This window comes from Magnetospirillum sp. UT-4, from assembly GCF_902729435.1.
Lineage (GTDB): Bacteria > Pseudomonadota > Alphaproteobacteria > Rhodospirillales > Magnetospirillaceae > Magnetospirillum.
The window spans coordinates 1-23,174 of record NZ_CACVCG010000056.1; the positions used below are offsets into that span (position 1 = coordinate 1).

Consider the following 23,174-nt stretch of genomic DNA (forward strand, 5'->3'; position numbering starts at 1 on the left):
CCGCTCAAGCGGCCTCCTCAGGGTGAGGCCCGAATGAAACGTCGTCAGCCTGGCATCACCCCGGCCGCCGCGCACCACCAGCCGGGGCGGGCGGTGGTCAGGGCGGCGGCGGCTTTCTCGGCCTCTGGCTGTGCCGCGAACAGGGCGAAGCAGGTGGCGCCCGAGCCGGACATGCGGGCCAGCAGGCAGCCCGGCTGCGCCGCCAGCAGATCGAGGGTGTTGGAGATTTCGGGAACCAGCGAGGCGGCCGCCTTTTCCAGGTCGTTGCGGCGGGCCGCCAGCAATTCGGCCAGGTGGCGGGCGTCGCGCGGCGCCGCCTCCAGCGGCGCAGGGTCCGAGAAGCAGCCGCGTCGGGCCTTGAACACCGCCGGCGTCGACAGGCCCTTCATGGGATTGGCCAGGGCCACCCAGGCGGCGGGCAGCGGCGGCACCGGGCTCAGGCGCTCGCCGATGCCGGCCATGCGGGCGGGGGTTCCGGCCAGGCAGACCGGCACGTCGGCGCCCAGCCCCAGGGCCAGGGCCTGCATCCGCTCGGCCGGCAGCGACAGCCGCCACAATTCGGCCAGGGCCTTCAGGGTGGCCGCCGCGTCGGCCGAGCCGCCGCCGATCCCCGAGGCCACCGGCAGCCGCTTGGTCAGGGTCAGCGCCGCCCCCGTCCCCACACCGGCTTCCGCCGCCAGGGCGCGGGCCGCCTGCAGCACCAGGTTGTCGTCGCCGGCATCGGCCAGCAGCGGCGCCATCGGGCCGTCCACCGCCAGGGTCAGGGTATCGGCCGGCCGCGCCGTGACGGTATCGCCGACAGCGGCGAAGGCGACCAGGGAATCGAGCTCGTGGTAGCCGTTCGCCCGCCTGCCGGTGACGTGCAGGTACAGGTTCAGCTTGGCCGGGGCGAAGACCGAAACCGCCGTCATTTCGCCAGCGGCGGCGCCGGCAGCGTGCCGGTGCGGATCTTTTCCTTCAGCGGCTCGATCTGTTCCGGCTCGGGGTCCAGCGACATGGCGCGGCGCCACTGGAACATGGCTTCGGCGCTGCGCCCGACCTGCCAATAGGCGTCGCCCAGGTGGTCGTTGACGGTGGGGTCCTCGGCCTTCAGCTCGACCGCCCGCTCCAGGTGCTTGACCGCCGCCTGGTACTCGCCCATGCGGTACAGCGCCCAGCCCAGGGAATCGACGATGGCGCCGTCCTTGGGGCGCAGCTCCACCGCCTTCTCGATCATCTTGCGGGCGCGCTCGAGGTGCAGTCCCATGTCGACCCAGGAATAGCCGAGATAGTTCAGCACGTCGGGCTGGTCGGGATTGAGCTCCAGCGCCTTGAGGAAGTCGGCCTCGGCCTTCGGCCATTGCTTCGAGCGCTCGAAGGCGATGGCGCGGCTGTAGAGCAGCGGCCAGTGCTGCCGCTGCGGCGTGCCGATGCGGGCCAGCGCCGCGTCATAGGCGGTGGCCGCCTCGGCGAAGCGCTTCTTGCGCCGCAGCACGTCGCCCTTGGTGACCAGGGCATCGACGTCGGCGGGGCGTTCGGCGGCAAGGGCGTCCAGCGCCTTCAGCGCCCCCTCGGTGTCGCCCAGCTCGTCCAGGTTCATGGCGATGCGCAGCCGGCCATAGGCGTGGGCCGGGCTGTCGGCGGGGATGGAGCGGTACATCTCGTTGGCGTCGTCCAGGCGCTCCTGCGCCGCCAGGATGTCGGCCACCGTCATGCGGGCGAGGGCGAAGCCGGGATCGAGGTCGAGGGCGAGGCGGGCGAAGATCAGCGCGGCGTCGGCGGCGTTGCCCTGGCGCATCAGGGTGGAGATGTCGAACAGCGCCTCGGCCATGCCGGCCCGGGCATCGGCCACCGGCCGCACCGGCGCCCCGGCGAGCAGGCGGTCGCCGTCGAACAGCATGGTCTGGGGGTGCTCCGCCTGGTAGCGGGCATACAGCTCGCGGGCCTGCCCTTCCTTGCCGGTGCGCTGGTAGAAGATGCCGGCGGCCTCGACCGGGCGGATGGACAGCTGGCCGGCCAGGGCGACCCGGTAATTGGCCTCGGCGGCGTCGTGGCGGTCGGCGAGGTCGTTGATCAGCCCGGCATGGAAGCTGCGCAGGGCATCGAGGCCGTTGCTCTGGGACAACGTCGCCAGGGTCTCCAGCGCGGCATCGGTGCGGCCGGCCCCGACCCGGGCCCAGGCGATCATCAGCGGCCCCAGGAAGCTGTTGATGCCGCGCTTGGGCAGGGCGGCGAAGGCCGCCTCGGCCTGCTCGAAGCGGTTCTCGCGGGCGGCCTTCAGGCCGTTCACCAGCAGCGGCACGGCGGCATCGGAATCGAAGGACAGCAGCCGCTCGGCCATGGGCGCGGCGGCGGCCATGCGCCCCTCCGCCACCGCCAGGGTGAAGGCGCGCTGCAGCAGGTCCAGGTTGTCGGGATCGTATTTCAGGGCGGCGGCGTAGTAATCGGCGGCCGCCCGCGAATCGCCGGTGCCCTGGGCGAGGCGCCCGGCCAGGAACGCCGACAGCGCGGTGCGCGTCTCCTCCATCTGCCCGGGCGCCGGCTTGCCCGCCTGCGCGCTCTCGTCCGGGCGGGGCGAACACCCCGCCGCCACACCCGCCACCAGAACCAGGGCCAGGGACCCCGCCAGCCTTCTACTCGCCATGCTCACTCGTTCAGGTTCCTGATTTCCAGGAGCCCGCCGTTCGAGCCCCGGCACCATATTGGGATAATTCGGCCCGCCGCCACCTGTCCGGCCGGAGGCCGGCCTGCCCAACAACGCTTGAAGGTGGCGCCCCCACCCTCTCACATATTGGGATAATTCGGCCCGCCGCCACCTGTCCGGCCGGAGGCCGGCCTGCCCAACAACGCTTGAAGGTGGCGCCCCCACCCTCTCACNCACCCTCTCACATATTGGGATAATTCGGCCCGCCGCCACCTGTCCGGCCGGAGGCCGGCCTGCCCAACAACGCTTGAAGGTGGCGCCCCCACCCTCTCACATATTGGGATAATTCGGCCCGCCGCCACCTGTCCGGCCGGAGGCCGGCCTGCCCAACAACGCTTGAAGGTGGCGCCCCCACCCTCTCACATATTGGGATAATTCGGCCCGCCGCCACCTGTCCGGCCGGAGGCCGGCCTGCCCAACAACGCTTGAAGGTGGCGCCCCCACCCTCTCACATATTGGGATAATTCGGCCCGCCGCCACCTGTCCGGCCGGAGGCCGGCCTGCCCAACAACGCTTGAAGGTGGCGCCCCCACCCTCTCACATATTGGGATAATTCGGCCCGCCGCCACCTGTCCGGCCGGAGGCCGGCCTGCCCAACAACGCTTGAAGGTGGCGCCCCCACCCTCTCACATATTGGGATAATTCGGCCCGCCGCCACCTGTCCGGCCGGAGGCCGGCCTGCCCAACAACGCTTGAAGGTGGCGCCCCCACCCTCTCACATATTGGGATAATTCGGCCCGCCGCCACCTGTCCGGCCGGAGGCCGGCCTGCCCAACAACGCTTGAAGGTGGCGCCCCCACCCTCTCACATATTGGGATAATTCGGCCCGCCGCCACCTTCGGGAACCACCCAGTTGATGTTCTGGGTCGGGTCCTTGATGTCGCAGGTCTTGCAGTGCACGCAGTTCTGGGCGTTGATCTGCAGCCGCGGATTGCTCCCGTCGTCGTCCCGCACGATCTCGTACACGCCGGCCGGACAATAGCGCTGCTCGGGGGCATCGTACAGGGGCAGATTGACCGCTATGGGAACGGACGGGTCCTTGAGCGTCAGGTGGGCGGGCTGGTTCTCCTCGTGGTTGGTGTTGGAGATGAACACCGAGGACAGCTTGTCGAAGGAAACCTTACCATCCGGTTTCGGATAGGCGATCTTGGGGAAATCGGCGGCCTTGCCCAGGCAGGCATGGTCGGCGTGGTTGCGGAAGGTCCACGGCGCCCGGCCGCGCAGCACATAGGTGTCCAGCGCCGAATAGGCGATGCCGGCCCACAGCCCCTTGTGGAAGCTGGGGCGGATGTTGCGGGCGGTGTAAAGCTCGTCCCAGACCCAGCTTTTCTTCAGCTCGCGCGGGTAGCCGTGGGCCTCGGTGCCGGACTGCTCGGACAGCAGCGCCGCCACCGCCTCGGCCGCCACCATGCCCGACTTCATGGCGGTGTGGCTGCCCTTGATCTTGGGCACATTGAGGAATCCGGCGGTGTCGCCGACCAGCACGCCGCCCGGGAAGGTGAGCCTGGGGATCGACTGGAAGCCGCCTTCCGACAGCGCCCGGGCGCCATAGGCGATGCGCCGGCCGCCCTCGAAGGTGGAACGGATGGCGGGGTGGGTCTTGAAGCGCTGGAACTCGTCGAACGGCGACAGATGGGGGTTGGCGTAGTCCAGCCCGACCACGAAGCCGACCACCACCTGGTTGTCCTCCAGGTGATAGAGGAACGAGCCGCCATAGGTCTGGCTGTCCAGCGGCCAGCCGACGGTGTGGACGATGCGGCCCTGGGCGTGTTTGGCCGGGTCGATCTCCCACAGCTCCTTGATGCCGATGCCGTAGGTCTGCGGATCGCAGTCCCGGCGCAGGTCGAAGCGCTCGGACAGGGTCTTGGTCAGGCTGCCGCGGCAGCCCTCGGCGAAGATGGTCTGGCGGGCGTGCAGCTCGACGCCGGGGGTGTGGTTGGCGGTGGGCTGGCCGTCCTTGCCGATGCCCATGTCGCCGGTGGCGACGCCCTTGACGCTGCCGTCATCGTCGAACAGCACCTCGGCGGCGGCGAAGCCGGGATAGATTTCGACCCCCAGCGCCTCGGCCTGGCCGGCCAGCCAGCGGCACAGATTGCCCAGGCTGATGATGTAATTGCCGGCATTGTGCATGGAGGGCGGCGTCGGCAGCGGCAGCGCCCGGCCCTCGGTCAGGAACAGGAAGCGGTCGTCGGTGGCCAGGGTCTTGAGCGGCGCGCCGCGGTCGAACCAGTCGGGGATCAGCTCGTCCAGCGCCCGGGTCTCGAACACCGCGCCCGACAGGATGTGGGCGCCGACCTCCGATCCCTTCTCGATGACGCAGACCGAGAGTGCGCCGTCGAGCTGCTTGAGGCGGATGGCGGCGGCCAGGCCCGAGGGGCCGGCGCCCACCACCACCACGTCGAATTCCATCGCTTCGCGTTCCATCCATACCCCCTTCGGCCCTTGATTCTCCAGCACAAGGGCGGCACGTTCCATTCAAGGGCGCAGTTAATAGCACAGCATGAAGCGGCCACACGAATCATTCAAATGCAGGGGTGGGGCGTGTTATTTTGTTAGCCGGAATGACCATCGACCTCGCCCCCGACCAACTTTTGCGCTGGTACATCGACGCCGGAATCGACGCATGCGTCGGCGAGGAACCGGTGGACCGCTTCGCCGCGCCCAAGCCTGCCCCACCGCCGCGGGAAGCGGCGCCCCCGCCTGCCAATCGGCCGGCGGCGCCGGCACGGGCCTTTGCCGCCCCGACGGAGGCGCCGCCGCCGGCACCGGCCCGCGAATCGGCCGGCACCGCCGCCCACATCGCCGCCGAATGCACGACGCTGGAGGCGCTGCGCGCCGCGCTGGAGGCCTTCGACGGCCTGGCCATGAAGCGCACCGCCCAGTCCACCGTGTTCGCCGACGGCAACCCCGAGGCCGACGTGATGGTGATCGGCGAGGCGCCGGGGCAGGACGAGGACCGCCAGGGCCTGCCCTTCGTCGGCCGGTCCGGCAAGCTTCTCGATCGCATGCTGGCCAGCATCGGGCTCGACCGCTCGACCACCTATATCACCAACGTGGTGCCGTGGCGGCCGCTGGAGAACCGCAAGCCGAGCCCGGACGAGGTGGCGGTGTGCATGCCCTTCGTCGCCCGCCACATCGAGTTGGTCGACCCGCAGCTGCTGATCCTGCTGGGCGGCGCCTCGGCCTCGGCGCTGCTGGCCCGGCACGAGGGCATCATGCGGCTGCGCGGGCGCTGGTTCGACTATTCCTCGCCGGGCCTGCCGCGCCCGGTGCCGGCCATGGCCACCTACCACCCCGCCTACCTGCTGCGCACCCCCGCCGCCAAGCGCGACGCCTGGCGCGACCTGCTGCAGGTGAAGAAGCGCCTGAGCGGCGGGGCTTAGCCCCGGCCGGCGGCAACGCCTCACCCCCCATTTCAACGTGCCATTTTATTGCCTTGATTCCAAAGGACTATCCGCCTGCCCCAGGGGTTTCACACCTTTCGGGGGTTGCCTGAACGGCTTTGGTGATTTATAAAATCGTCCAGACAGTTCGGCATTTTCGATTAACTCTAGAGGAGAACAGCCTTGCGCGACAGGCTCCTCCCGGCCCTGATGTTGGCAATCATGGCCGCGACCTCACCGGCACTTGCCGCCGATTCCGGCCCCAGCAAGGGGGCGATCGGCACTCAGGTGGCGGCGGCCTCCGGCGGCGGGGGAACCATGACCGCCGCGGTGATGCCCGGCATCGGACGCGAAGCTCGCGTCGCTCCGCTGCCTCGGCCGCTCTCGGCAGCGGATGCCGATACCTATGCGCGCGTCTTCAAGCTGCAGGCCGAGGGCCAGTGGGCCGCCGCCGACCGCGAGCTCGGCCGGGTGAAGAGCGACGTGCTGATGGGCCATGCCCTGGCGCAGCGCTTCCTCGCGTCCGGCTACAAGCCGAAATACCAGGAGCTGCGCGCCTGGATGGCCGAATATTCCGACCATCCCCAGGCCGAGGCCATCTACAGGCTCGCCACCACCAAGGGGGTGAAGGGCTTCGGTTCGATCAAGGCGCCGGTGAAGGGCGCCCTCAAGGGCAGCGGCATCGACACCACCGACGACGGCGCCAACTGGGAAGAGGAAGCCTTCTTCCCCGACCGCGGCTCGGCCAAGGCGCAGGCGCTGAAATCCCGGTTCCGGTCCCTGCTGCGCCAGGACAAGGCGGCGCAGGCGCTGGCCATCCTCACCGGCCCCGAGGCGCGGTCGCTCGACCGCCTGGACGTCGATGAGATGAAGGCGGCGCTGGCCTCGGACCACTTCGCCGGCGGCCGCGACGCCGAGGCGGTGGCGTGGGCGCTGCAGGCCGCCGAGCGGTCGGGCGACGAATTGCCGGCCGCTCACTGGATCGCCGGCCTGGCCCAGTGGCGCCAGGGCAAGCCCGAACTGGCGCGCACCCATTTCGAGGCGGTGGCCAATACCGACGAGGCTTCGCCGTGGATGGTATCGGCCGGCGCCTTCTGGGCGGCCCGCGCCAACCTGGTGTCGCGCCGGCCCGAACTGGTCAACCACTGGCTGGAAATCGCCGCCACCTTCCCGCGCACCTTCTACGGCCTGCTGGCCCGCCAGACGCTGGGCTACGAGACCCTGTTCTCGTGGGAGATCCCGCCCTTCACCGACGCCGATGCCGAGGTGCTGTCGCGGGTGCCCGGGGCCAAGCGCGCCCTGGCGCTGCTGCAGCTGGGACGGCGCGACGCCGCCGAGGACGAGCTGCGCAAGGCCTATCCCCGCGCCACCAAGGCGGTGCGGCAGTCCATGCTGACCCTGGCCCAGTTGGGCGACATGCCCGGCCTGGCGGTGCGCCTGGGCGGCATGGCCCCCGGCCGCATGGGCGACGCCGCCGCCTTCCCGGTGCCGGAATGGAACCCCAAGGGCGGCTGGCAGATGGACAAGGCGCTGGTGTTCGCCTTCGTGCGCCAGGAATCCTCGTTCAATCCGGCGGCCCGCAGCCGCGCCGGCGCCGCCGGCCTGATGCAGATCATGCCCGCCACCGCCGCCGCCATCGCCGGCAAGCAGGCCCGCGACCGCCTGGGCGACCCCGAATACAACCTCGCTCTGGGCCAGAGGTACCTGTCCCGCCTGCTGTCCGAGGCACCGGTCAACGGCAACCTGCTGATGCTGGCGGCTGCCTACAATGCCGGCCCGGGCAAGCTGGGCCAGTGGCTGGCCGGCATGCGCCACGGCAACGATCCGCTGATGTTCATCGAAAGCCTGCCGTCGCGCGAGACCCGCGGCTTCGTCGAGCGGGTGATGACCAATTACTGGATCTACCGCGCCCGCCTGGGCCAGACCTCGCCGTCGCTGGACGCGGTGGCGGCCGGCGCCTGGCCCCGCTACGAGGCCCAGGACGCCAGCTCGTCGTCGCGCAAGGGCTCGCGCAGCTAGCCGGATGCTATCAGGTTGAATCGCGAGGCGATCCAGCCTGATAGCTGAATCCGCCTCTAGCAGGCTGCGGAAAAACCCCTGTTTTTCTTTCGTCATTCCCGCGAAGGCGGGAATCCATGCCTCAGCACACAATATATTGCGGCCAGAACGCCATATTGCCCCTGCATGGACCCCCGCCTTCGCGGGGGTGACGGATCAGAGGGTGGCAAGCAGAGTATTTCCGCACCCTGCTAAATCAATAAATTAGAGGCTGCACTGGGTCACGCCCGGCGATGACCAAGTGTGCAGCATGAGGCGATTGTCGAGCTGTTCCGCAGCCAGTTCTGGTCAGTGGAAATCCCGCGATTCCAGCCGCAGCTCCGGTCCGGCCAGGCGGCGGATCAGGAAGGAGAGGTCGGTCAGGCGGTCGGCGACCACGTGCACCACCTTGCCCTCGCGCTGGACCCTGCCGTCGACCCGGATCAGCCCGGCCCGCATCACCGTTTTGCGGTGGGCCTCGAACACCTGCGGCCACACCACCAGATTGGCGGTGCCGCTCTCGTCCTCCAGGGTGACGAAGACCACGCCCGAGGCGGTGCCGGGGCGCTGGCGCACCAGTACCAGCCCGGCCACCGCGACCTTGCCCTTGGCGGTTGTCAGCCGGCTGGCCGGAACCATGCCGGCGGCGGCCAGCTCGGGGCGCAGCAGGGCCAGCGGATGGGCCTTCAGGGATAGTTTCAGGGCGCGGTAGTCGCTGACCACCTCCTCGCCCTTGCTGGCTTCGGGCAGCGCCACCTCGGGTTCCCGCACCGGCTCCTCCAGCCCCGCGAACAGCGGCGGCGGCGGTGCCGACAGCGCCTTGACCGCCCACAGCGCCTGGCGGCGCGGCAGGCCCAGCGCGGCGAAGGCATCGGCCTCGGCCAGCAGTTCCAGGGCGCGCGGCTCCAGCCCGGCGCGGCGCCACAGCGCCTGCGGCGAGGGATAGCCGGCGCCGCGGCATTCCACCAGGCGGCGGGCGGCTTTCTCCTGCAGGCCGCGCACCTGCCGCAGGCCCAGGCGCAGGGCCCCCACCTCGCCCGGCTTCGCCTCGATGGTGCAATCCCAATGGCTGGCGTTGACGTCCACCGGCAGCACCCGCACGCCGTGGCTCTGGGCATCGCGGACGATCTGGGCCGGGGCGTAGAAGCCCATGGGCTGGCTGTTCAGCAGGGCGCAGGCGAACAGTGCCGGATGGTGGCGCTTCAGCCAGGCCGAGACATAGACCAGATGGGCGAAGCTGGCGGCGTGGGATTCGGGAAAGCCGTATTCGGCGAAGCCCTCGATCTGCCTGAACACCCGCTCGGCGAAATCGGGCCGGTAGCCGCGTTCCAGCATGCCCCGGATCAGCTTGTCGCGGAACTCGCCGACCCGGCCGGTGCGGCGGAAGGCGGCCATGGAACGGCGCAGGGAATCCGCCTCGGCCGGGGTGAAGCCGGCGGCGACGATGGCGATCTGCATCACCTGTTCCTGGAACAGCGGCACGCCCAGGGTCTTGCCCAGCACCCGTTCCAGATCCTTGCTGGGGTACTCCACCGCCTCCTTGCCGTCGCGCCGGCGCAAATAGGGGTGGACCATGTCGCCCTGGATCGGGCCGGGGCGCACGATGGCCACCTCGATCACCAGGTCGTAGAAGCAGCGCGGCCTCAGGCGCGGCAGCATGGTCATCTGGGCGCGGCTTTCCACCTGGAACACGCCCACCGAATCGCCCGCGCACAGCATTTCGTAGACCGCCGGGTCCTCGCGCGGGACGGTGGCGAGGTCGATCGCCAGCCCCTGCGCCTGCAGCAGGTCGAAGGCCTTGCGCACGCAGGACAGCATCCCCAGGGCCAGCACGTCGACCTTGATCAGGCCCAGCGCGTCGAGGTCGTCCTTGTCCCACTCGATCACCGTGCGCCCTTCCATGCGGGCGTTCTCGATGGGCACCAGCTCGTCCAGCGGCCCGCGCGAGATGACGAAGCCGCCCACATGCTGCGACAGGTGGCGGGGAAAGCCGGTCAGCTCGGCGGCGAGGTCGAGGGCCTGGCGCAGGGTCGGCTCGCTGGGGTCGAAGCCCAGCTCGCGCACCCGCGCCTCGTCGATGGGCCGCGACGAGAAGCCCCAATGGGTGCGGGCCAGCGCCGCGACGGTGTCCTCGGACAGGCCCAGCGCCTTGCCGACGTCGCGGATGGCCGAGCGCGAGCGGTAGTGGATCACCGTCGCCGTCAGCCCGGCGCGGTCGCGGCCGTAGCGGGCATAGATGTACTGGATCACCTCTTCGCGGCGCTCGTGCTCGAAATCCACGTCGATGTCGGGCGGCTCGCCGCGCTCGGCCGAGATGAAGCGCTCGAACAGCAGGTCGAACACCGCCGGATCGACATTGGTGATCCCTAAGCAATAGCACACCGCCGAATTGGCCGCCGAGCCACGGCCCTGGCACAGGATGCCCTGCGACCGGGCGAAGCCGACGATGTCGTGGACCGTCAGGAAATAGGGGGCATAGGCGAGCTGCGCGATCAGCGCCAGCTCGTGCGCCAGCGCCGCCTCGACCTTGGCCGGCACACCGGCGGGATAGCGCCCGGCGGCGCCGGCGCGGGTGTAGTCCTCCAGCCGCTGTTGCGGGGACCGCCCGCCCTCCTCGGCCTCGGCCGGGTATTCGTAGCGCAGCTCGTCCAGGCTGAAGCGGCAGCGCGCCGCGATGTCCAGGGTGTTGGCCACCGCCTGCGGATACTCGGCGAACAGCCGCGCCATCTCGGCCGGCGGCTTCAGGTGGCGCTCGCCATTGGCGGCCAGGCGCCAGCCGGCCTCGCCCACCGTGCAGCCGGCGCGCACGCAGGTCAGCACGTCGGCCAGGGGGCGGCGCTCGGGAACGTGGTAGCGGACGTCGTTGGTGGCCACCAGGCCGATGCCGGCCCCGGCCGCCAGTCCGGCCAGCGCCGCCAGCCGGCGGCGGTCGCCGCCGTCGAAGCGCCAGGCGGCGGCCAGCCACACCCGCCCGGGACAGCGCCGCGCCCACCCGGCCAGCTCGGCGATGAAGCCATCGTCCGGGCGATCGGGCGGCAGCACGATGAAAAGCTGGCCCTCGGCCTGGGCGGCGATGTCGGCGCCGGTCAGGCGGCATTCCCCCTTCTCCGCCCGCCGCTTGCCCAGGGTCAGCAGCCGCGACAGCCGGCCATAGGCGGCGCGGTCGGTGGGGAAGCACAGGCATTCGGCGCCGTCCTCGGGCACCAGCCGGCACCCCACCACCAGCCGGATGCCGGCCCGCTTGGCCGCGCCATGGGCCCGCACCACCCCGGCCAGGCTGTTGCGGTCGGTCACCGCCAAGGCCGACAACCCCAACGCCGCCGCCGCCACCGCCAGCTCCTCGGGATGGGAGGCGCCGTCCAGGAAGGTGAAATTGGTGGTGATGTGAAGTTCTGCGTAGTTGGTCATGAGACGATGTCAATCAACACGGATGAACGCGGATGGACATGGATGAAAAAATCAATCTGCGTTTATCCAGTTCATCTGCGTTCATCCGTGTTGCTTCTTCTTTATTATGTTCACCCGAACACCCCGTGAATGAACCATTTCGGCGGCGGGTCGGCGCCGAACAGGCCCTGGCGGAACAGCCAGAAGCGGCGCCCCTGCTGGTCCTCGACCAGGTAGTAGTCGCGCTCCGGCGCGGCGCGGCGCCACCATTCGCAGGCGATGCGCTCGGCCCCGTCGGCGCGGGCGACGCGGTGGGTGCGCCGGCGCCAGCGGAACAGCACGGGGGGCGAATCGGGCACCGGCGCCACCGCCTCCACCGGCTCGGGGTGGGAAAACAGGCGCAGCGGGCGGCGGGCCTCGGGCCAGGATTCGGGCGGCGGCGCGGCTGCCGCCGGCTGGGGCCGCACCGCCCGCTCCGGCAGGTGGCTGCGATGGGGCGCCAGGCGGGCCACCTTGTCGAAGCCCAGCCGGTTGCCCAGGCTGTCGAGCAGGGGTGCCAACGTCGTATCCTCCTGGGCCGCCTCCATTCCGCCCTGCTCGGGCGCCAGCGGCGCCACCTCGGGCGCGGCCACCGACAGCATCTCGATGCCGAAGCCGGTGTTCAGGCGGTCGAGCTTTTCCGCCAGCAGGCGCATCAGCGCCCGCGGGTCGCGCACCGGCCGGCCGGTGCCGGCCTCGACCCGCTGCACGCCGCCATCCACCCCGAAGGCCGCCACCTCCAGCCGGCGCAGCCCCAGATGCTCGGCCCCCAGGCGGCGGCACAGGCGGGCCACCAGGCGCCGGGTCGCCTCGGCCACGTCCTCGCGCCGGCCCATGGGCTCGGCGAAGGCGGCGTGCAGGCGGTGCGGCAGCGGCGGCCGGATGGGCGAGATGGGCTCGCCCTCGCTTCCCAGCGCCTGGCCCAACCGGCGCGCCACCTGGGGGCCGAAGCGGGCGGTCAGGGTGGCGGCGGGAATGGCGTAAAGGTCGCCGATGCGGCGCAGCCCCAGCCCGTCCAGGGTGGCCAGGACGGCGGCCGGCAGCCGCAGCGCCGCCAGCGGCAGCGGCGCCAGCATCCCACGCTGAGCCCCCGGCGGAACGATGGTGCGGCCATTGCCAAACCTCGATACCGCCCAGGCCGCCCCCGGCGTGTCGGCCAGCCCGGCGCGGGCGGCGAGGCCCAGGCGCGCCATGCGGGCCAGCAGGTGCTCCAGCAGCGCCGCCTCGCCGCCGAACAGATGGTCGCAGCCGGCGATGTCGAGCCAGACTCCGTCGGCGCCGTCCAGGGCGGTGAACGGGGTGTAGTGGCCGCAGCGTTCGGCCAGGGCCGCCAGCAGGGCCTGGTCGGCCTCGGGCTCGGCCGCCACCGCCTTCACCTCCGGCACCAGCGCCAGCGCATCGGCCAGACTCATCCCCGGCCCCAGCCCGGCCTGCGCCGCCGCCCGGTCCACCGCCGCCAGCCGCCGCAGGCCGGCATTGGTGACGGTGGTCACCAAGGGCTTTTGTTGGCCCTCGCCGGGCGCGGCCTCCGGCCGCTTGGCCGCCGCCTCAATGGCGGCTGCGGGCGCCTTGAGGCGCCCGTATCGTTGGCCCTCACCCGGCGTGGCGCAGCGGCGGTGCAGCCGGTCGGTCGGCAGGCGCGGCAGCCACAGCGAAACCACCCGTCGCATCATCCCACTCCAGCTCCCAGGCCGTTCCCTCTTCGCCCAGTCCGCGGCCGCGGCAGCGCAGCAGCTCGACCCGCCAGCGCCAGGCGCCGACGCCCAGCCGGGGCGGCGCCGTGCTGGGGGCGGCCGCCACCCGCCAGCGGGTCACCGCCGGCCCCGAGGCCGAGGCCGCCCCCAGCGCCAGCACGGCGACGCCCGAGCCCCGGGCCGCCAGCTGCAGCCGGCGGGCGGCGGTAAGATCGAGACCGCGCACCTCGCCCAGCACCGCCGCCAGGCCGGAACAGCGCGCCCCTTCCTCCATGGCCCACAGGGCCTCGGCCGGTCTGCGGGCCAGCGCCACCACCAGCCGCTCCGGGGTCAGGCCGAAGGCGGCCAGGCCGGGAGCGTAAAGGTCGGGCCGCGCCGCCACCCACAGCACCGGGCGTCCGCGCGCACCCGCCACCCGCCCCAGCAAGGCGGCGGCGAAGGCGGTGGCGGCGCCGTCCTCGACGCCATCGACGGGAGCCGCCACCACCTCGTGCAGGCAGCCCAGCGGCAGCCCGCCCCACGGCAGCACCCGGTCCAGCGCCGCCACCCCCAACGCCACCACGCCGCCGGCCGCGCCCCGGCCGATTCCTTCCAGGGCGGCGACGCGCGAGCGCAGACGGGCAAGCAAGGCGGGCGATGCGGACATGGCCGGGCTCCCTATGTTCGAAGAATGTTCTAGGAACATCGGTGACGGGAGTCAAGCGGACTCACCCTTCGCGCAAGGCTTCGGGCAAGTCGCGCGCGCCGTGCAGGACCCTCAAGACCAAAGGCGGGCGAGGGGCCGCATCGTAGACCAGGACATAGGGAAATCCGGCCAGGACCAGGAAGCGCACCGGCGGATCGGCCAGGGCCGGGCGCTCCGCGCCCAATTCGGGGTGCTCGCCGAGCCGGTGGGCGGCCCGGGCCACACTCTCCCGTAGCGCCAACGCCGCAGCCGGATTGTCGCGGGCGATCCAGCCCACCGCCTCGACCAGGTCGCGCTTGGCCTGGGGCGCGAAGACCGCCGGCTTCACTCCGCGGTCCCGCCCATGGCCCCGTCCATCGCCGCCAGCACGTCGGCCAGGTCATGGCTGCCGTCGCGCACCGCCTCGTCGCGCACCGCGTCGAGCATGGCGTTGAAGCGGCGGCGCTGCTCGTCGGCGTCCTGCAGCAGGCGCAGGCCGGCCCGCACCACCTCGCTGACGTTGTTGTAGCGCCCGCCCTCGACGCAGGCCCGCGCGAAAGCCTCGAGATCCGGCGTGAGATGAACGTTGGTCGCCATGGCAGCCTCATATGTCAAACCTTGACATAGAATAGGGTTCCCCCGCTCCGGCCGCAAGCCCGCGCCCCTACCCCCTCCGGCGCCGCCGCCACCCCCTCTGCGCCTCCCCCGGCGGGCGCCGCTTCCCCTAGCCTGGGGCGGTCGTCACCTGCCGCCGGGAGCGCCATGACCGCCCATGCCGACCTCGCCCGCCTGCTGATCGAGACCGGCTGCCTGGATGCCGCCCGGCTGGAGCGGGCCATGCTGCTGGCCACCGAGAGCGGCGAGCCGCTGCCGCTGGTGCTGGCCCGCCTGGGGCTGGTGCCCGAGCCCGAGACCGCCCGCCTGCTCGCCCGGCTGCACCGCCTCGAGCTGGCCCGGACCTGGCCCGAGGCGCCGGTGGTGCCGCTGCCCGCCCGCTTCCTGCGCGAGGTCCGGGCGGTGCCGGTGGGCGAGGACGGCGACGTGCTGCTGGTGGCGGTGGCCGACCCCGCCGACGACTATCCGGTGGCCGCCATCGCCCACGCCACCGGCCGCCCGGTGGTCTCCCTGGTCGCCACCCCCACCGACATCGAGGCCGCCATCGAGCGCCTCTACGGCGGCACCGCGCCGGTCCAGGCGGCCGATGCCGCCGCCGAGATCGAGGACGTCGCCCGCCTCAAGGACCTGGCCGCCGAGGCGCCGGTGATCCGCCTGGTCAACGCCCTGATCGCCCGCGCCGTGGACCAGCGGGCCAGCGACATCCACATCGAGCCCACCGAATCCGAGCCGGTGGTGCGCCTGCGCGTCGACGGCGTGCTGCGCCCCGCCGAGGCGCCGCCGCGCCGGCTGCTGGCGGCGGTGGTGTCGCGCATCAAGATCATGGCCCGCCTCGACATCGCCGAGCGCCGGCTGCCCCAGGACGGCCGCACCCGGCTGTCGGTGCGCGGCCGCGACGTCGATCTGCGGGTCTCGACCCTGCCGGCCATCCACGGCGAGAGCGTGGTGCTGCGCATCCTCGACCGTTCGGCGGTGGCCCTCGACCTGGCCGCGCTGGGCCTGGCCGGCGAACCGCTGGCGGCCTGGCGCGCCCTGCTGGCCCGGCCCAACAGCATCGCCCTGGTCACCGGCCCCACCGGCTCGGGCAAGACCACCACGCTCTATGCCTCGCTGAGCGAGCTGGACCGCAGCGAGGCCAAGGTGGTGACCGTCGAGGACCCGGTGGAGTACCACCTGGCCGGCATCACCCAGATCCAGGTGCAGCCGCGCATCGGGCTGGATTTCGCCGCCGTGCTGCGCGGCGTGCTGCGCCACGATCCCGACGTGGTGATGATCGGCGAGATCCGCGACCTGGAGACCGCCGAGATCGCCGTGCAGGCGGCGCTGACCGGGCATCTGGTGCTGTCGACGCTGCACACCAGCTCGGCCGCCGGCACCATCGCCCGCCTGCTCGACATGGGGGTGCCTGAATACCTGATCGCCAGCGCGTTGAGCGGTATCGCCGCCCAGCGGCTGGTGCGCACCCTGTGCCCGGCCTGCCGCCAGCCCTATGAGCCGGCGCCCGAGCTGGCGGCCCGTCTCGGGTTGGAATGGCCGGTCCGCCTGTGGCGCCCGGTGGGCTGCGACGAATGCGGCGGTTCGGGCTACCGCGGCCGCACCACGGTGATCGAGGTGCTGACCCTGACCGAGCCGCTGCGCCGGCTGGTGCTGGCCCGCACCGACGCCGCCGCCCTGGCCCGCGCCGCCGCCGCCGAGGGCATGCGGCCGATCCTGGAGGACGGGCTGGCCAAGGCGCTGGCGGGGGTGACCTCGCTGGCCGAAGTGCTGCGCCTGACCGGCGATGGGGAGTCCTGAGCCGATGCCCGGCTTCCGCTACCGCGTGCTGACCGAAGAGGGCGAGGTGGGCGAGGGCGTGCTGCACGCCGCCGACCGCGCCGCCGCGCTGGCCCATTTCCGCACCCTGGGGCAGGTGCCGCTGGCCCTGCGGCCGGCCGGCGGAGTGATCCAGCGTCTGGCGGCGGGGCTGGGGCGCCGCACCGATCCGCGCGCCCTGCCGCTGGCGGTGCGCCAGCTCGCCACCCTGGCCGAGGCCGGGCTGCCGCTCGACCGGGCGCTGGACTTCGCCGCCGCCAGCGCCGCCGACGAGGCCGCCCGCGCCGCCCTGTCGCGGGCCCGCGAGCGCCTGAAGGGGGGCGCCACCCTGGCCGATGCCCTGGCCGCCGAGCCGGGGCTGTTTCCCGCCGCCGCCATCGCCATGGTGCGGGCCGGCGAGGCCGGCGGCGCCCTGGCCCCGGTGCTGGCCCGCCTCGCCGAATACCTCGACCGGGTCCAGGCGGCGCGGCGCCAGCTCGCCACCGCCATGATCTATCCGGTGGTGCTGCTGGCGACCGCGGTGGCCATCATGGCGGTCATGGCGACGGTGGTGCTGCCGCAATTCGCCTCGATGTTCGCCGAGGCCGGCGACCGCCTGCCGTGGCCGGCGCGGGCCGCCATGGCCGGCTCCGAGCTGGTGCGCGACTGGGGCGGGGCGGCGCTGCTGGGCCTGGCGGCGGCGGCGGTCACGGCCTTGCGCGCCCTCGACGATCCCGGCCGCCGCCTGCACTTCGACGCCCTGGTGCTGACCCTGCCCGGCATCGGCGGACTGGTCCGCCGCGCCGAGGCCGCCCGCTTCGCCCGCACCCTGGCGGCGCTGCTGGGCAACGGAGTGACGCCGCTGGCGGCACTGGCCATCGTCGCCGACGTGCTGGGCAACCGGGCGCTGAGGGGCCGGCTGGACGAGCTGGCGGCGGGGCTGAAGGAGGGTCAGGGCCTGGCCGAGCCGCTGGCCCGCCTCGATTTGCTGCCGCCCATGGCGCTGCAGCTGGTGCGCCTGGGCGAGGAGACCGGCCGGCTGGATGCCATGCTGGGACGCGCCGCCGACATGCTGGAGGCCGAGCTGAAGGAGAGCACGGCACGGCTGGTGGGTCTGGCGACGCCGCTGCTGACGGTGGTCCTTGGCGCCGCCGTCGCCGCCATCATCGCCGCCGTGCTGTCGGCGTTGCTGTCCGTCTACGACCTGCCGGGATGAATTTCATGACCGGCCGCGACGGCTTCACCGTGCTGGAATCGCTGGTCGCCATGGCCATCCTGGCGGCGGGGCTGGCGGCGGTGCTGCAGGCGGCGGCCGGGGCGCTGGACGGCGTCGCCCGTGCCCGCGCTTTGGGCCGCGCCGTCGAGGCGGCGCGCTCGGTGCTGGCCGCCGCGGCGGCCGAGGCGGTGCCGGAGGAGGGCCGCCGCGGCGGCCGCCTGCCCGGCGGTGCCGCCTGGAGCCTGCGGGCCGAGCCCGGCCCCGACGGAACGGTGCGACTCACCGTGGTGGCCGATGCCGGCCCGGGCGGGCGGGTGCGCCTGGTCACCCTGCGGCGCGGACGGGGAGGCTGACCATGTCCAGGCAGGCCGGCTTCACCCTGATCGAGGTGCTGGCGGCCATGGCGCTGGCGGCCCTGGCCAGCCTGATCCTGGCCGCCGCCACCGCCACCCTGCAGCGGGGCTGGCGGGCGGTGGCCGCCAACGGCCCCGAGGTGGCGATGGAGAGTCTGCGCCGCCACCTCGCCCAGATGCTGCCCGAGGCCCCCGACGCGGCCGGCTTCGTCGGCGGGCCGGACAGCATGCATTTCCTCGCCGCGTCGCCGGACCCCGGCGCGCCGCTGGTGCGGGTCGCGGTGGAGCGGCGCGGCGGCGCATTGGTGCTGATCACGGTGCCGCCCGAGGGCGGGGTAGCGGCCGAGCGCCGTCTGCTCAAGGACGTGCGGGCGGTGGAGTTCGCCTATCTCGGTGCCGCCGGCTGGACGCGGTCGTGGGACGATCCGCTCCATTTGCCGCGCCTGGTGCGGGTCGGGCTGGGCTTCGCCGATGCCCGCCTGCCGCGCCGCGAGCTGATGGCCGCTCCGGTGGTGGAATGGCCGGCCCTGGTGCCGCCATGAGGGCCGATCTGCGCCGGTTCCTGGCCTGGTGGCAGGGCGAACTGGCGGCGCTGGTGCCGCCCGGCCTGGCGCGTCTCGGGCGGACCCGCCCGCTGCTGCCGCGCGACTCCGCGCTGGTGCGCCGCCTGACCCTGCCGCTGGCCGCCGAACAGGATCTGCGCCGGGTGCTGGAATTCGAGATGGACCGCCTTACCCCGTTCACCGCCGACCAGCTGTGCTTCGACGCCCTGGTCGAGCGCCGCGACCCCGCCCGCGGGCATCTGGTCGTGCTGCTGGCGGCGGCGCCCCGGGCAAGGGCGGAGGCGGCGGCCGGGCGGGGGAGACTCGGCGTCGAGGGGCTGCCCGCCGCCATCGACCTGATGCGCGGCCGCCGCCGCCGGCCCGGCATTGCCCTCGCCGTCGTGGCGGCGCTGGCGGTGGCGGCGCTGGTGCTGCCGTTCCAGCGCCAGGCGGGGCGGCAGGCGGCGGCCGAGCAGCAATTGGAGACGGCGCGGGCCGCCGCCGCCGCCGCCGAGCGGCAGCGCCGCCAGGTGGACGGGCTGCTGGCGGCGGAACGGCTGGCGGTCGGGCGCGGCGGCCGTCCCACCGCGCTGGAAACCGTCGAGGCGCTGTCCGTCCTGCTGCCCGACGATTGCTGGCTGCACTCCCTGACCCTTACCGCCGAGGGCCTGGAATTCGCCGCCACCGCCGCCGCTGCCGGCCAGGTGCTGCGGCTGGTCGAGGATTCGCCGCTGTTCGAGGCTGCCGTCTTCCGCGCCCCGGTCAGCAGCGACCCGGGCGTCGGCGACCGCTTCGCCCTGGCCGCCCGCTGGCAGGGGGAGAAACCATGATTCGGTCGCGGGCGGCGGCGGCGTTGGCCTTGGCGGTGGTGGCGGCGGCGCTGCCGCTGGCGGTGGGCGCGGCGCTGCTGTCGGCGTGGCGGGACGGCGAGGCGCGGCTGGCCGCCACCGAGGCCACCGCCCGGCGCCTGGAGACGGCCGCCGCCGCCGCGCCGGAGCTGGCGGAGCAGCGCGAGGCGCTGGCGGCGCGGCGCCGGGCCGGCGGCCTGCTGCTGCCCGGCGGCAGCGAGGCGCTGGCCGCCGCCGCCCTGCAAAACACCCTGAAGGCGGCGGTGGCCGAGGCCGGCGGCTCCCTGATCAGCACCCAGGCGCTGCCCGCCGCATCCACCGGCGGCCTCACGCGCATCGCCGTGCGGGCCCGCCTGGGCGCCGACCTGGCGGCCCTGCGCGCGGTGCTGCACGCCATCGATGCCGCCCGTCCGCCGCTGACGGTGGATCGGCTGGAGGTGCGCGCCCCGGCCGGCGGCGGCGGGCGCCTCGACATCCACCTGGACGTCGCCGGCTTCGCCGAGGCGACGCCATGAAGACCATGCCGGTTCTGGCCACCCTCGCCGCCGCCCTGGCCGCCTTCCTGCTGCTGCGCGACGACGGCGGTCCCGCACCGGACCCGGTGGGCGCCCCGCCGCCGCAGGCGCTGCCGCCGCTGCCCTGGCCCGAGACGGCGCCGGCGGCGCGCTTCGCCGCCATGGTGGAGCGTCCCCTGTTCGCGCCGACCCGCCGCCCCGCCGCCCCGGCCGCCGCCGCCGCCGCCGCGGTCGAGCTGGAGCTGGTCGGGGTGGCGCTGGCCGGGGAGCGGCGGCTGGCGCTGCTGCGGCGCAAGGGCGAGACCCGCATCCACCGTCTGGCCGAGGGCGGCGCGTTGGCCGGCTGGCGCCTCGACGCCGTCGCCCCCGGCACCGCGTCCCTGAGCCGGGACGGGCTCACCCTGTCCTTGGTCGTGCCGCGCACGGCCCGTCGGTCCTAGGGCCGATGGCCGGCTGGGGCCGTCCGCCCATGCCCCGTACTCTCTGGGCCCGTTCCACCTGAACCGCCCGAGACCGGATGCGTCGCCTTCTCCTGCTCGCGCTGCTGCTGCCCGCCGGCTGCGGCGGCCACCCTCCGCCCGAGGCGCCAGCGCCGCCGCCGCCCGCCGCGACCGCCGATTCCGCGGTGACGGCCGAGCCCGCCACCGTGCTGGCGCCGCCGCCGCGCCCGGCCGCGCCCGAGCCGATCCTGAAGCCCGGCAGCGGCCGCTTCGTCCGCGCCCCCGCCGCCATCGCGCCGCCGGTGCGCGAGGAGGGCGGCGGCGAGGTCAGCGTCGATTTCGCCGACACCGACATCCGCGAGGTGGTGCAGACGGTGCTGGGCGACATCCTGGGCGCCGCCTTCGTGGTCGATCCGGCGGTCAAGGGCACGCTCACCCTGCGCACCGCCCGCCCGGTGCCGAAGGCCGAGCTGGCCCGCCTGCTGGGCGAGGTGCTGCGCATGAACGGTGCCGCCCTGGTCGATGGCGGCGGCGTGCTCAGGGTGGTGCCGCTGGCCGAGGCCAAGGGGCGCACCGGCATCCGCGCCATGGCGCGGCGGCGCGGCGATGCCGGCGGCGGCTACGGCCTTCGGGTGATGCCGCTGGACTTCGTCTCGGCCGAGGAGATGCGGCGCATCCTCGAGCCGCTGGTGCCCGCCGATCAGGTCACCGCCCTGGGCGACGGGCGCAACATCCTGCTGCTGACCGGCACCGAGGCCGAGCTCGACAACATGGTCGAGACGGTGCGCATCTTCGACGTCGACTGGCTGCAGGGCATGTCCTTCGGGCTGGTGCCGGTCACGGCGGTGGACGCCGACACCATGGTCGAAGAACTGGAGCGCATGTTCGGCGGCCAAACGGGCGCCCTGGCGGGGACCGTCCGCTTCGTGCCGCTGAAGCGGCTGGGCTCGGTGATGATCATCGCCTCGCGGCCCAACCGCCTGGCCCAGGCCCGCGACTGGGTCGAGCAGCTCGACCGCACCGGCCGCAACGAGATGCAGCGCCTGTTCGTCTACCGCGTCCAGCACGGCCGCGCCGGGCCGCTGGCCCGCCTGCTGGGCAACATCTTCAGCCCCGAGCCGGCGGTGGATGTGGTGGCGGCGGTGGCGCCGGCCGCCCGCAACGTGCAGATCGTCGCCCAGCGCGGCGAGATGCGCGCCTCGTCCCTGCCGGAACCGGCGCCGCCACCGGCGGCGGCGGCGGCCACCGCCCGCGAGCTGAAGGTGACGGGCGGCGGCCCGGTGCGGGTCACCGCCGACGAGAAGACCAATTCGCTGGTGATCTACGCCTCGGCCCGCGACTTCCGGCTGATCGAGGAGGCCCTGCGCGAGCTCGACCGCGTTCCCATGCAGGTGCTGATCGAGGCCACCATCGCCGAGGTCACCCTGACCGACCAGCTGCGCTACGGCCTGCAATGGTTCTTCCAGACCGGCGTGCTGCAGAACACCCTGAGCCGCGCCAATTCCGGCGCGGTGACGGCCGAATTCCCCGGCTTCGCCGCCCTGGCGGTGAACGGCGACATCCGGGTGGTGCTGGACGCGCTGTCCAGCGTCACCAACGTCAACGTCGTCTCGGCGCCCAAGCTGGTGGTGCTGGACAACGAGACGGCGCGCCTCCAGGTCGGTGACCAGGTGCCGGTGCCGGTGCAGTCGGCGGTCTCGGTCACCGATCCCGGCGCGCCCATCGTCAACACCATCCAGTTCCGCGACACCGGCGTCATCCTGGAAGTCACGCCCCATGTCAGCTCGGCCGGGACCGTCACCATGGAGGTGCGCCAGGAGGTCAGCGACGTGGTCTCCACCAGCACCTCGGGGATCGACGCCCCCACCATCCAGCAGCGGGCGGTGGCGACCCGGGTGGCGGTGGATACCGGCGAGACGGTGGCGCTGGGCGGCCTGATCCGCGACCGCGCCCGCAACGGCCGCTCCGGCATTCCGCTGCTCAAGGACATCCCGCTGCTGGGGTTCCTGTTCGGCGCCACCAACGAGACGGTGGACCGCACCGAGCTGCTGGTGATGCTGACCCCGCGCATCATCCGCAGCCCCATCGAGGCGCGCGCCGTCACCGAGGAACTGCGCCGGCGCATGCGCGCGGTCGAGGGCGCCTATGGCAAGGGGCAATGACGCCAGGGGCTTCGCCCTGCTGATGGTGCTGGCCGGGCTGGCGGTGCTGGGCCTGCTCGCTGCCGCCATCGGCATGGTGGCCGAGACCCGGCTGCGCCACGCCCATCGCCTGGCCGCCGCCGCCCGCGCCGAGGCCCTGGCCGATGCCGGCGCCCATCTGGCGGTGGCGCGGCTGGTGGCCGCCGCCGCCGATGCCATGGTCCGGCCCGAGGCCGAGCCGGTGCGCCTCGACCTCGACGGCGGCCATGCCGAGGCGGTGGCGGTGGACGAGGGCGGCCGCCTTGACGTCAACTTCGCCGATGCCGACACCTGGCGCCGGCTGCTGACGGCGTCCGGGCTGTCCCCCGCCGAGGCCGAGGCGCTGGCCGCGCGCATCCTCGACTGGGCCGATGCCGACGATCTGGCGCGGCCCTCGGGCGCCGAGGCCGAGGCCTACCAGCGCGCCGGCCTGCCGCCGCCGGGCAACCGCCCCTTCGCCATGGTGGCGGAACTGGACCGGGTGCTGGGCATGCCGCCGGGCCTGGCGGCGCGCCTGGCGCCGGTGCTCACCGTCCATACCCGCCTGCGCGGCTTCGACCCGGCGGTGTCGCGGGAACTGGCGGCGCTGCTGCCCGAGGGACCGTTCCGCCCCTCGCGCCGGCGGGTCTTCGCCATCCGCTCGACGGGGCGCGACCGCGACGGGCTCGAGTTCGTTCGTTTCGCCACGGTGCGTCTGACCGGCGATCCAGCCCACCCGGTGGTGGTGCTGGAGTGGCGTCGGGCGCCGCCGGGTGGGTAGAACCTACCCGCCCACCGAGGGAGGTTT

Annotated in this window: 19 protein-coding genes; 11 read left to right on the forward strand and 8 right to left on the reverse strand. The window is 73.2% G+C overall.

Translation table 11 applies throughout. The annotated features are described in order from the left end of the window. Positions 1–44: 44 nt before the first annotated feature. The 3 genes from MTBUT4_RS08905 to MTBUT4_RS08915 form a co-directional block, all read right to left on the reverse strand. Positions 45–911, reverse strand: a complete 867-nt coding sequence (locus tag MTBUT4_RS08905; RefSeq protein ID WP_173979330.1) for a 4-(cytidine 5'-diphospho)-2-C-methyl-D-erythritol kinase — start codon at positions 909–911, stop codon at positions 45–47. Next, positions 908–2,623: a tetratricopeptide repeat protein gene (locus tag MTBUT4_RS08910; RefSeq protein ID WP_254434794.1), complete on the reverse strand. Its 1,716-nt coding sequence runs from the start codon at positions 2,621–2,623 to the stop codon at positions 908–910. The genes MTBUT4_RS08905 and MTBUT4_RS08910 overlap by 4 nt, the downstream gene beginning before the upstream one ends. An 864-nt stretch (positions 2,624–3,487) precedes the next feature. Further along, positions 3,488–5,107, reverse strand: coding sequence for an electron transfer flavoprotein-ubiquinone oxidoreductase (locus tag MTBUT4_RS08915; protein ID WP_173979331.1), 1,620 nt, complete (start codon positions 5,105–5,107; stop codon positions 3,488–3,490). Between the two features lie 137 nt (positions 5,108–5,244). On the opposite strand from MTBUT4_RS08915, the gene MTBUT4_RS08920 reads away from it, so the two are divergent. Together MTBUT4_RS08920 and MTBUT4_RS08925 are read left to right on the forward strand one after the other, a co-directional pair. After that, complete coding sequence (locus MTBUT4_RS08920) at positions 5,245–6,066, forward strand: uracil-DNA glycosylase family protein (protein ID WP_173979332.1); 822 nt, start codon at positions 5,245–5,247, stop codon at positions 6,064–6,066. Between the two features lie 222 nt (positions 6,067–6,288). Then, entirely contained in the window at positions 6,289–8,085 is a 1,797-nt protein-coding gene (locus MTBUT4_RS08925) for a lytic transglycosylase domain-containing protein (RefSeq protein ID WP_254434795.1), read from the forward strand. Between the two features lie 327 nt (positions 8,086–8,412). Here MTBUT4_RS08925 and MTBUT4_RS08930 read toward each other — a convergent pair whose 3' ends face one another. From MTBUT4_RS08930 to MTBUT4_RS08950, 5 genes are all read right to left on the reverse strand, one after another. After that, positions 8,413–11,511 (reverse strand): error-prone DNA polymerase, encoded by a 3,099-nt coding sequence (locus tag MTBUT4_RS08930; RefSeq protein WP_173979333.1) that lies wholly within the window; start codon positions 11,509–11,511, stop codon positions 8,413–8,415. A 110-nt stretch (positions 11,512–11,621) separates the two neighbouring features. After that, positions 11,622–13,199, reverse strand: coding sequence for a DNA polymerase Y family protein (locus MTBUT4_RS08935; protein WP_173979334.1), 1,578 nt, complete (start codon positions 13,197–13,199; stop codon positions 11,622–11,624). After that, positions 13,123–13,869, reverse strand: coding sequence for an ImuA family protein (locus MTBUT4_RS08940; RefSeq protein WP_254434796.1), 747 nt, complete (start codon positions 13,867–13,869; stop codon positions 13,123–13,125). Before MTBUT4_RS08940 ends, MTBUT4_RS08935 begins: the two co-directional genes overlap by 77 nt. A 61-nt stretch (positions 13,870–13,930) precedes the next feature. Beyond that, positions 13,931–14,236 carry a type II toxin-antitoxin system RelE/ParE family toxin gene (locus tag MTBUT4_RS08945; protein ID WP_173979336.1) on the reverse strand — a complete coding sequence of 102 codons (306 nt, stop codon included), beginning with the start codon at positions 14,234–14,236 and terminating at the stop codon, positions 13,931–13,933. Continuing rightward, on the reverse strand, positions 14,233–14,484 hold the full coding sequence (locus tag MTBUT4_RS08950) for a type II toxin-antitoxin system ParD family antitoxin (protein WP_173979337.1): 252 nt from the start codon (positions 14,482–14,484) through the stop codon (positions 14,233–14,235). Before MTBUT4_RS08950 ends, MTBUT4_RS08945 begins: the two co-directional genes overlap by 4 nt. A 165-nt stretch (positions 14,485–14,649) precedes the next feature. On the opposite strand from MTBUT4_RS08950, the gene MTBUT4_RS08955 reads away from it, so the two are divergent. From MTBUT4_RS08955 to MTBUT4_RS08995, 9 genes are all read left to right on the forward strand, one after another. Beyond that, positions 14,650–16,296, forward strand: a complete 1,647-nt coding sequence (locus MTBUT4_RS08955; protein WP_173979338.1) for a GspE/PulE family protein — start codon at positions 14,650–14,652, stop codon at positions 16,294–16,296. A 4-nt stretch (positions 16,297–16,300) separates the two neighbouring features. Further along, positions 16,301–17,509 carry a type II secretion system F family protein gene (locus tag MTBUT4_RS08960; protein WP_173979339.1) on the forward strand — a complete coding sequence of 403 codons (1,209 nt, stop codon included), beginning with the start codon at positions 16,301–16,303 and terminating at the stop codon, positions 17,507–17,509. Positions 17,510–17,514: 5 nt separating this feature from the next. Next, positions 17,515–17,862, forward strand: a complete 348-nt coding sequence (locus MTBUT4_RS08965; RefSeq protein ID WP_173979340.1) for a prepilin-type N-terminal cleavage/methylation domain-containing protein — start codon at positions 17,515–17,517, stop codon at positions 17,860–17,862. Between the two features lie 2 nt (positions 17,863–17,864). Beyond that, positions 17,865–18,404 (forward strand): prepilin-type N-terminal cleavage/methylation domain-containing protein, encoded by a 540-nt coding sequence (locus MTBUT4_RS08970; protein ID WP_173979341.1) that lies wholly within the window; start codon positions 17,865–17,867, stop codon positions 18,402–18,404. Further along, on the forward strand, positions 18,401–19,234 hold the full coding sequence (locus tag MTBUT4_RS08975; protein WP_173979342.1) for a PilN domain-containing protein: 834 nt from the start codon (positions 18,401–18,403) through the stop codon (positions 19,232–19,234). The genes MTBUT4_RS08970 and MTBUT4_RS08975 overlap by 4 nt, the downstream gene beginning before the upstream one ends. Continuing rightward, positions 19,231–19,767: a type II secretion system protein GspM gene (gspM, locus tag MTBUT4_RS08980; RefSeq protein ID WP_173979343.1), complete on the forward strand. Its 537-nt coding sequence runs from the start codon at positions 19,231–19,233 to the stop codon at positions 19,765–19,767. The genes MTBUT4_RS08975 and gspM overlap by 4 nt, the downstream gene beginning before the upstream one ends. Next, the gene (locus MTBUT4_RS08985) at positions 19,764–20,207 is read left to right on the forward strand and encodes a hypothetical protein (protein WP_173979344.1); all 444 of its coding nucleotides are present in this window, start codon (positions 19,764–19,766) and stop codon (positions 20,205–20,207) included. Before gspM ends, MTBUT4_RS08985 begins: the two co-directional genes overlap by 4 nt. A 77-nt stretch (positions 20,208–20,284) precedes the next feature. Beyond that, positions 20,285–22,369, forward strand: a complete 2,085-nt coding sequence (gene gspD, locus MTBUT4_RS08990) for a type II secretion system secretin GspD (protein ID WP_173979345.1) — start codon at positions 20,285–20,287, stop codon at positions 22,367–22,369. Continuing rightward, on the forward strand, positions 22,353–23,147 hold the full coding sequence (locus tag MTBUT4_RS08995; RefSeq protein ID WP_173979346.1) for a general secretion pathway protein GspK: 795 nt from the start codon (positions 22,353–22,355) through the stop codon (positions 23,145–23,147). Before gspD ends, MTBUT4_RS08995 begins: the two co-directional genes overlap by 17 nt. Positions 23,148–23,174: the final 27 nt, after the last annotated feature.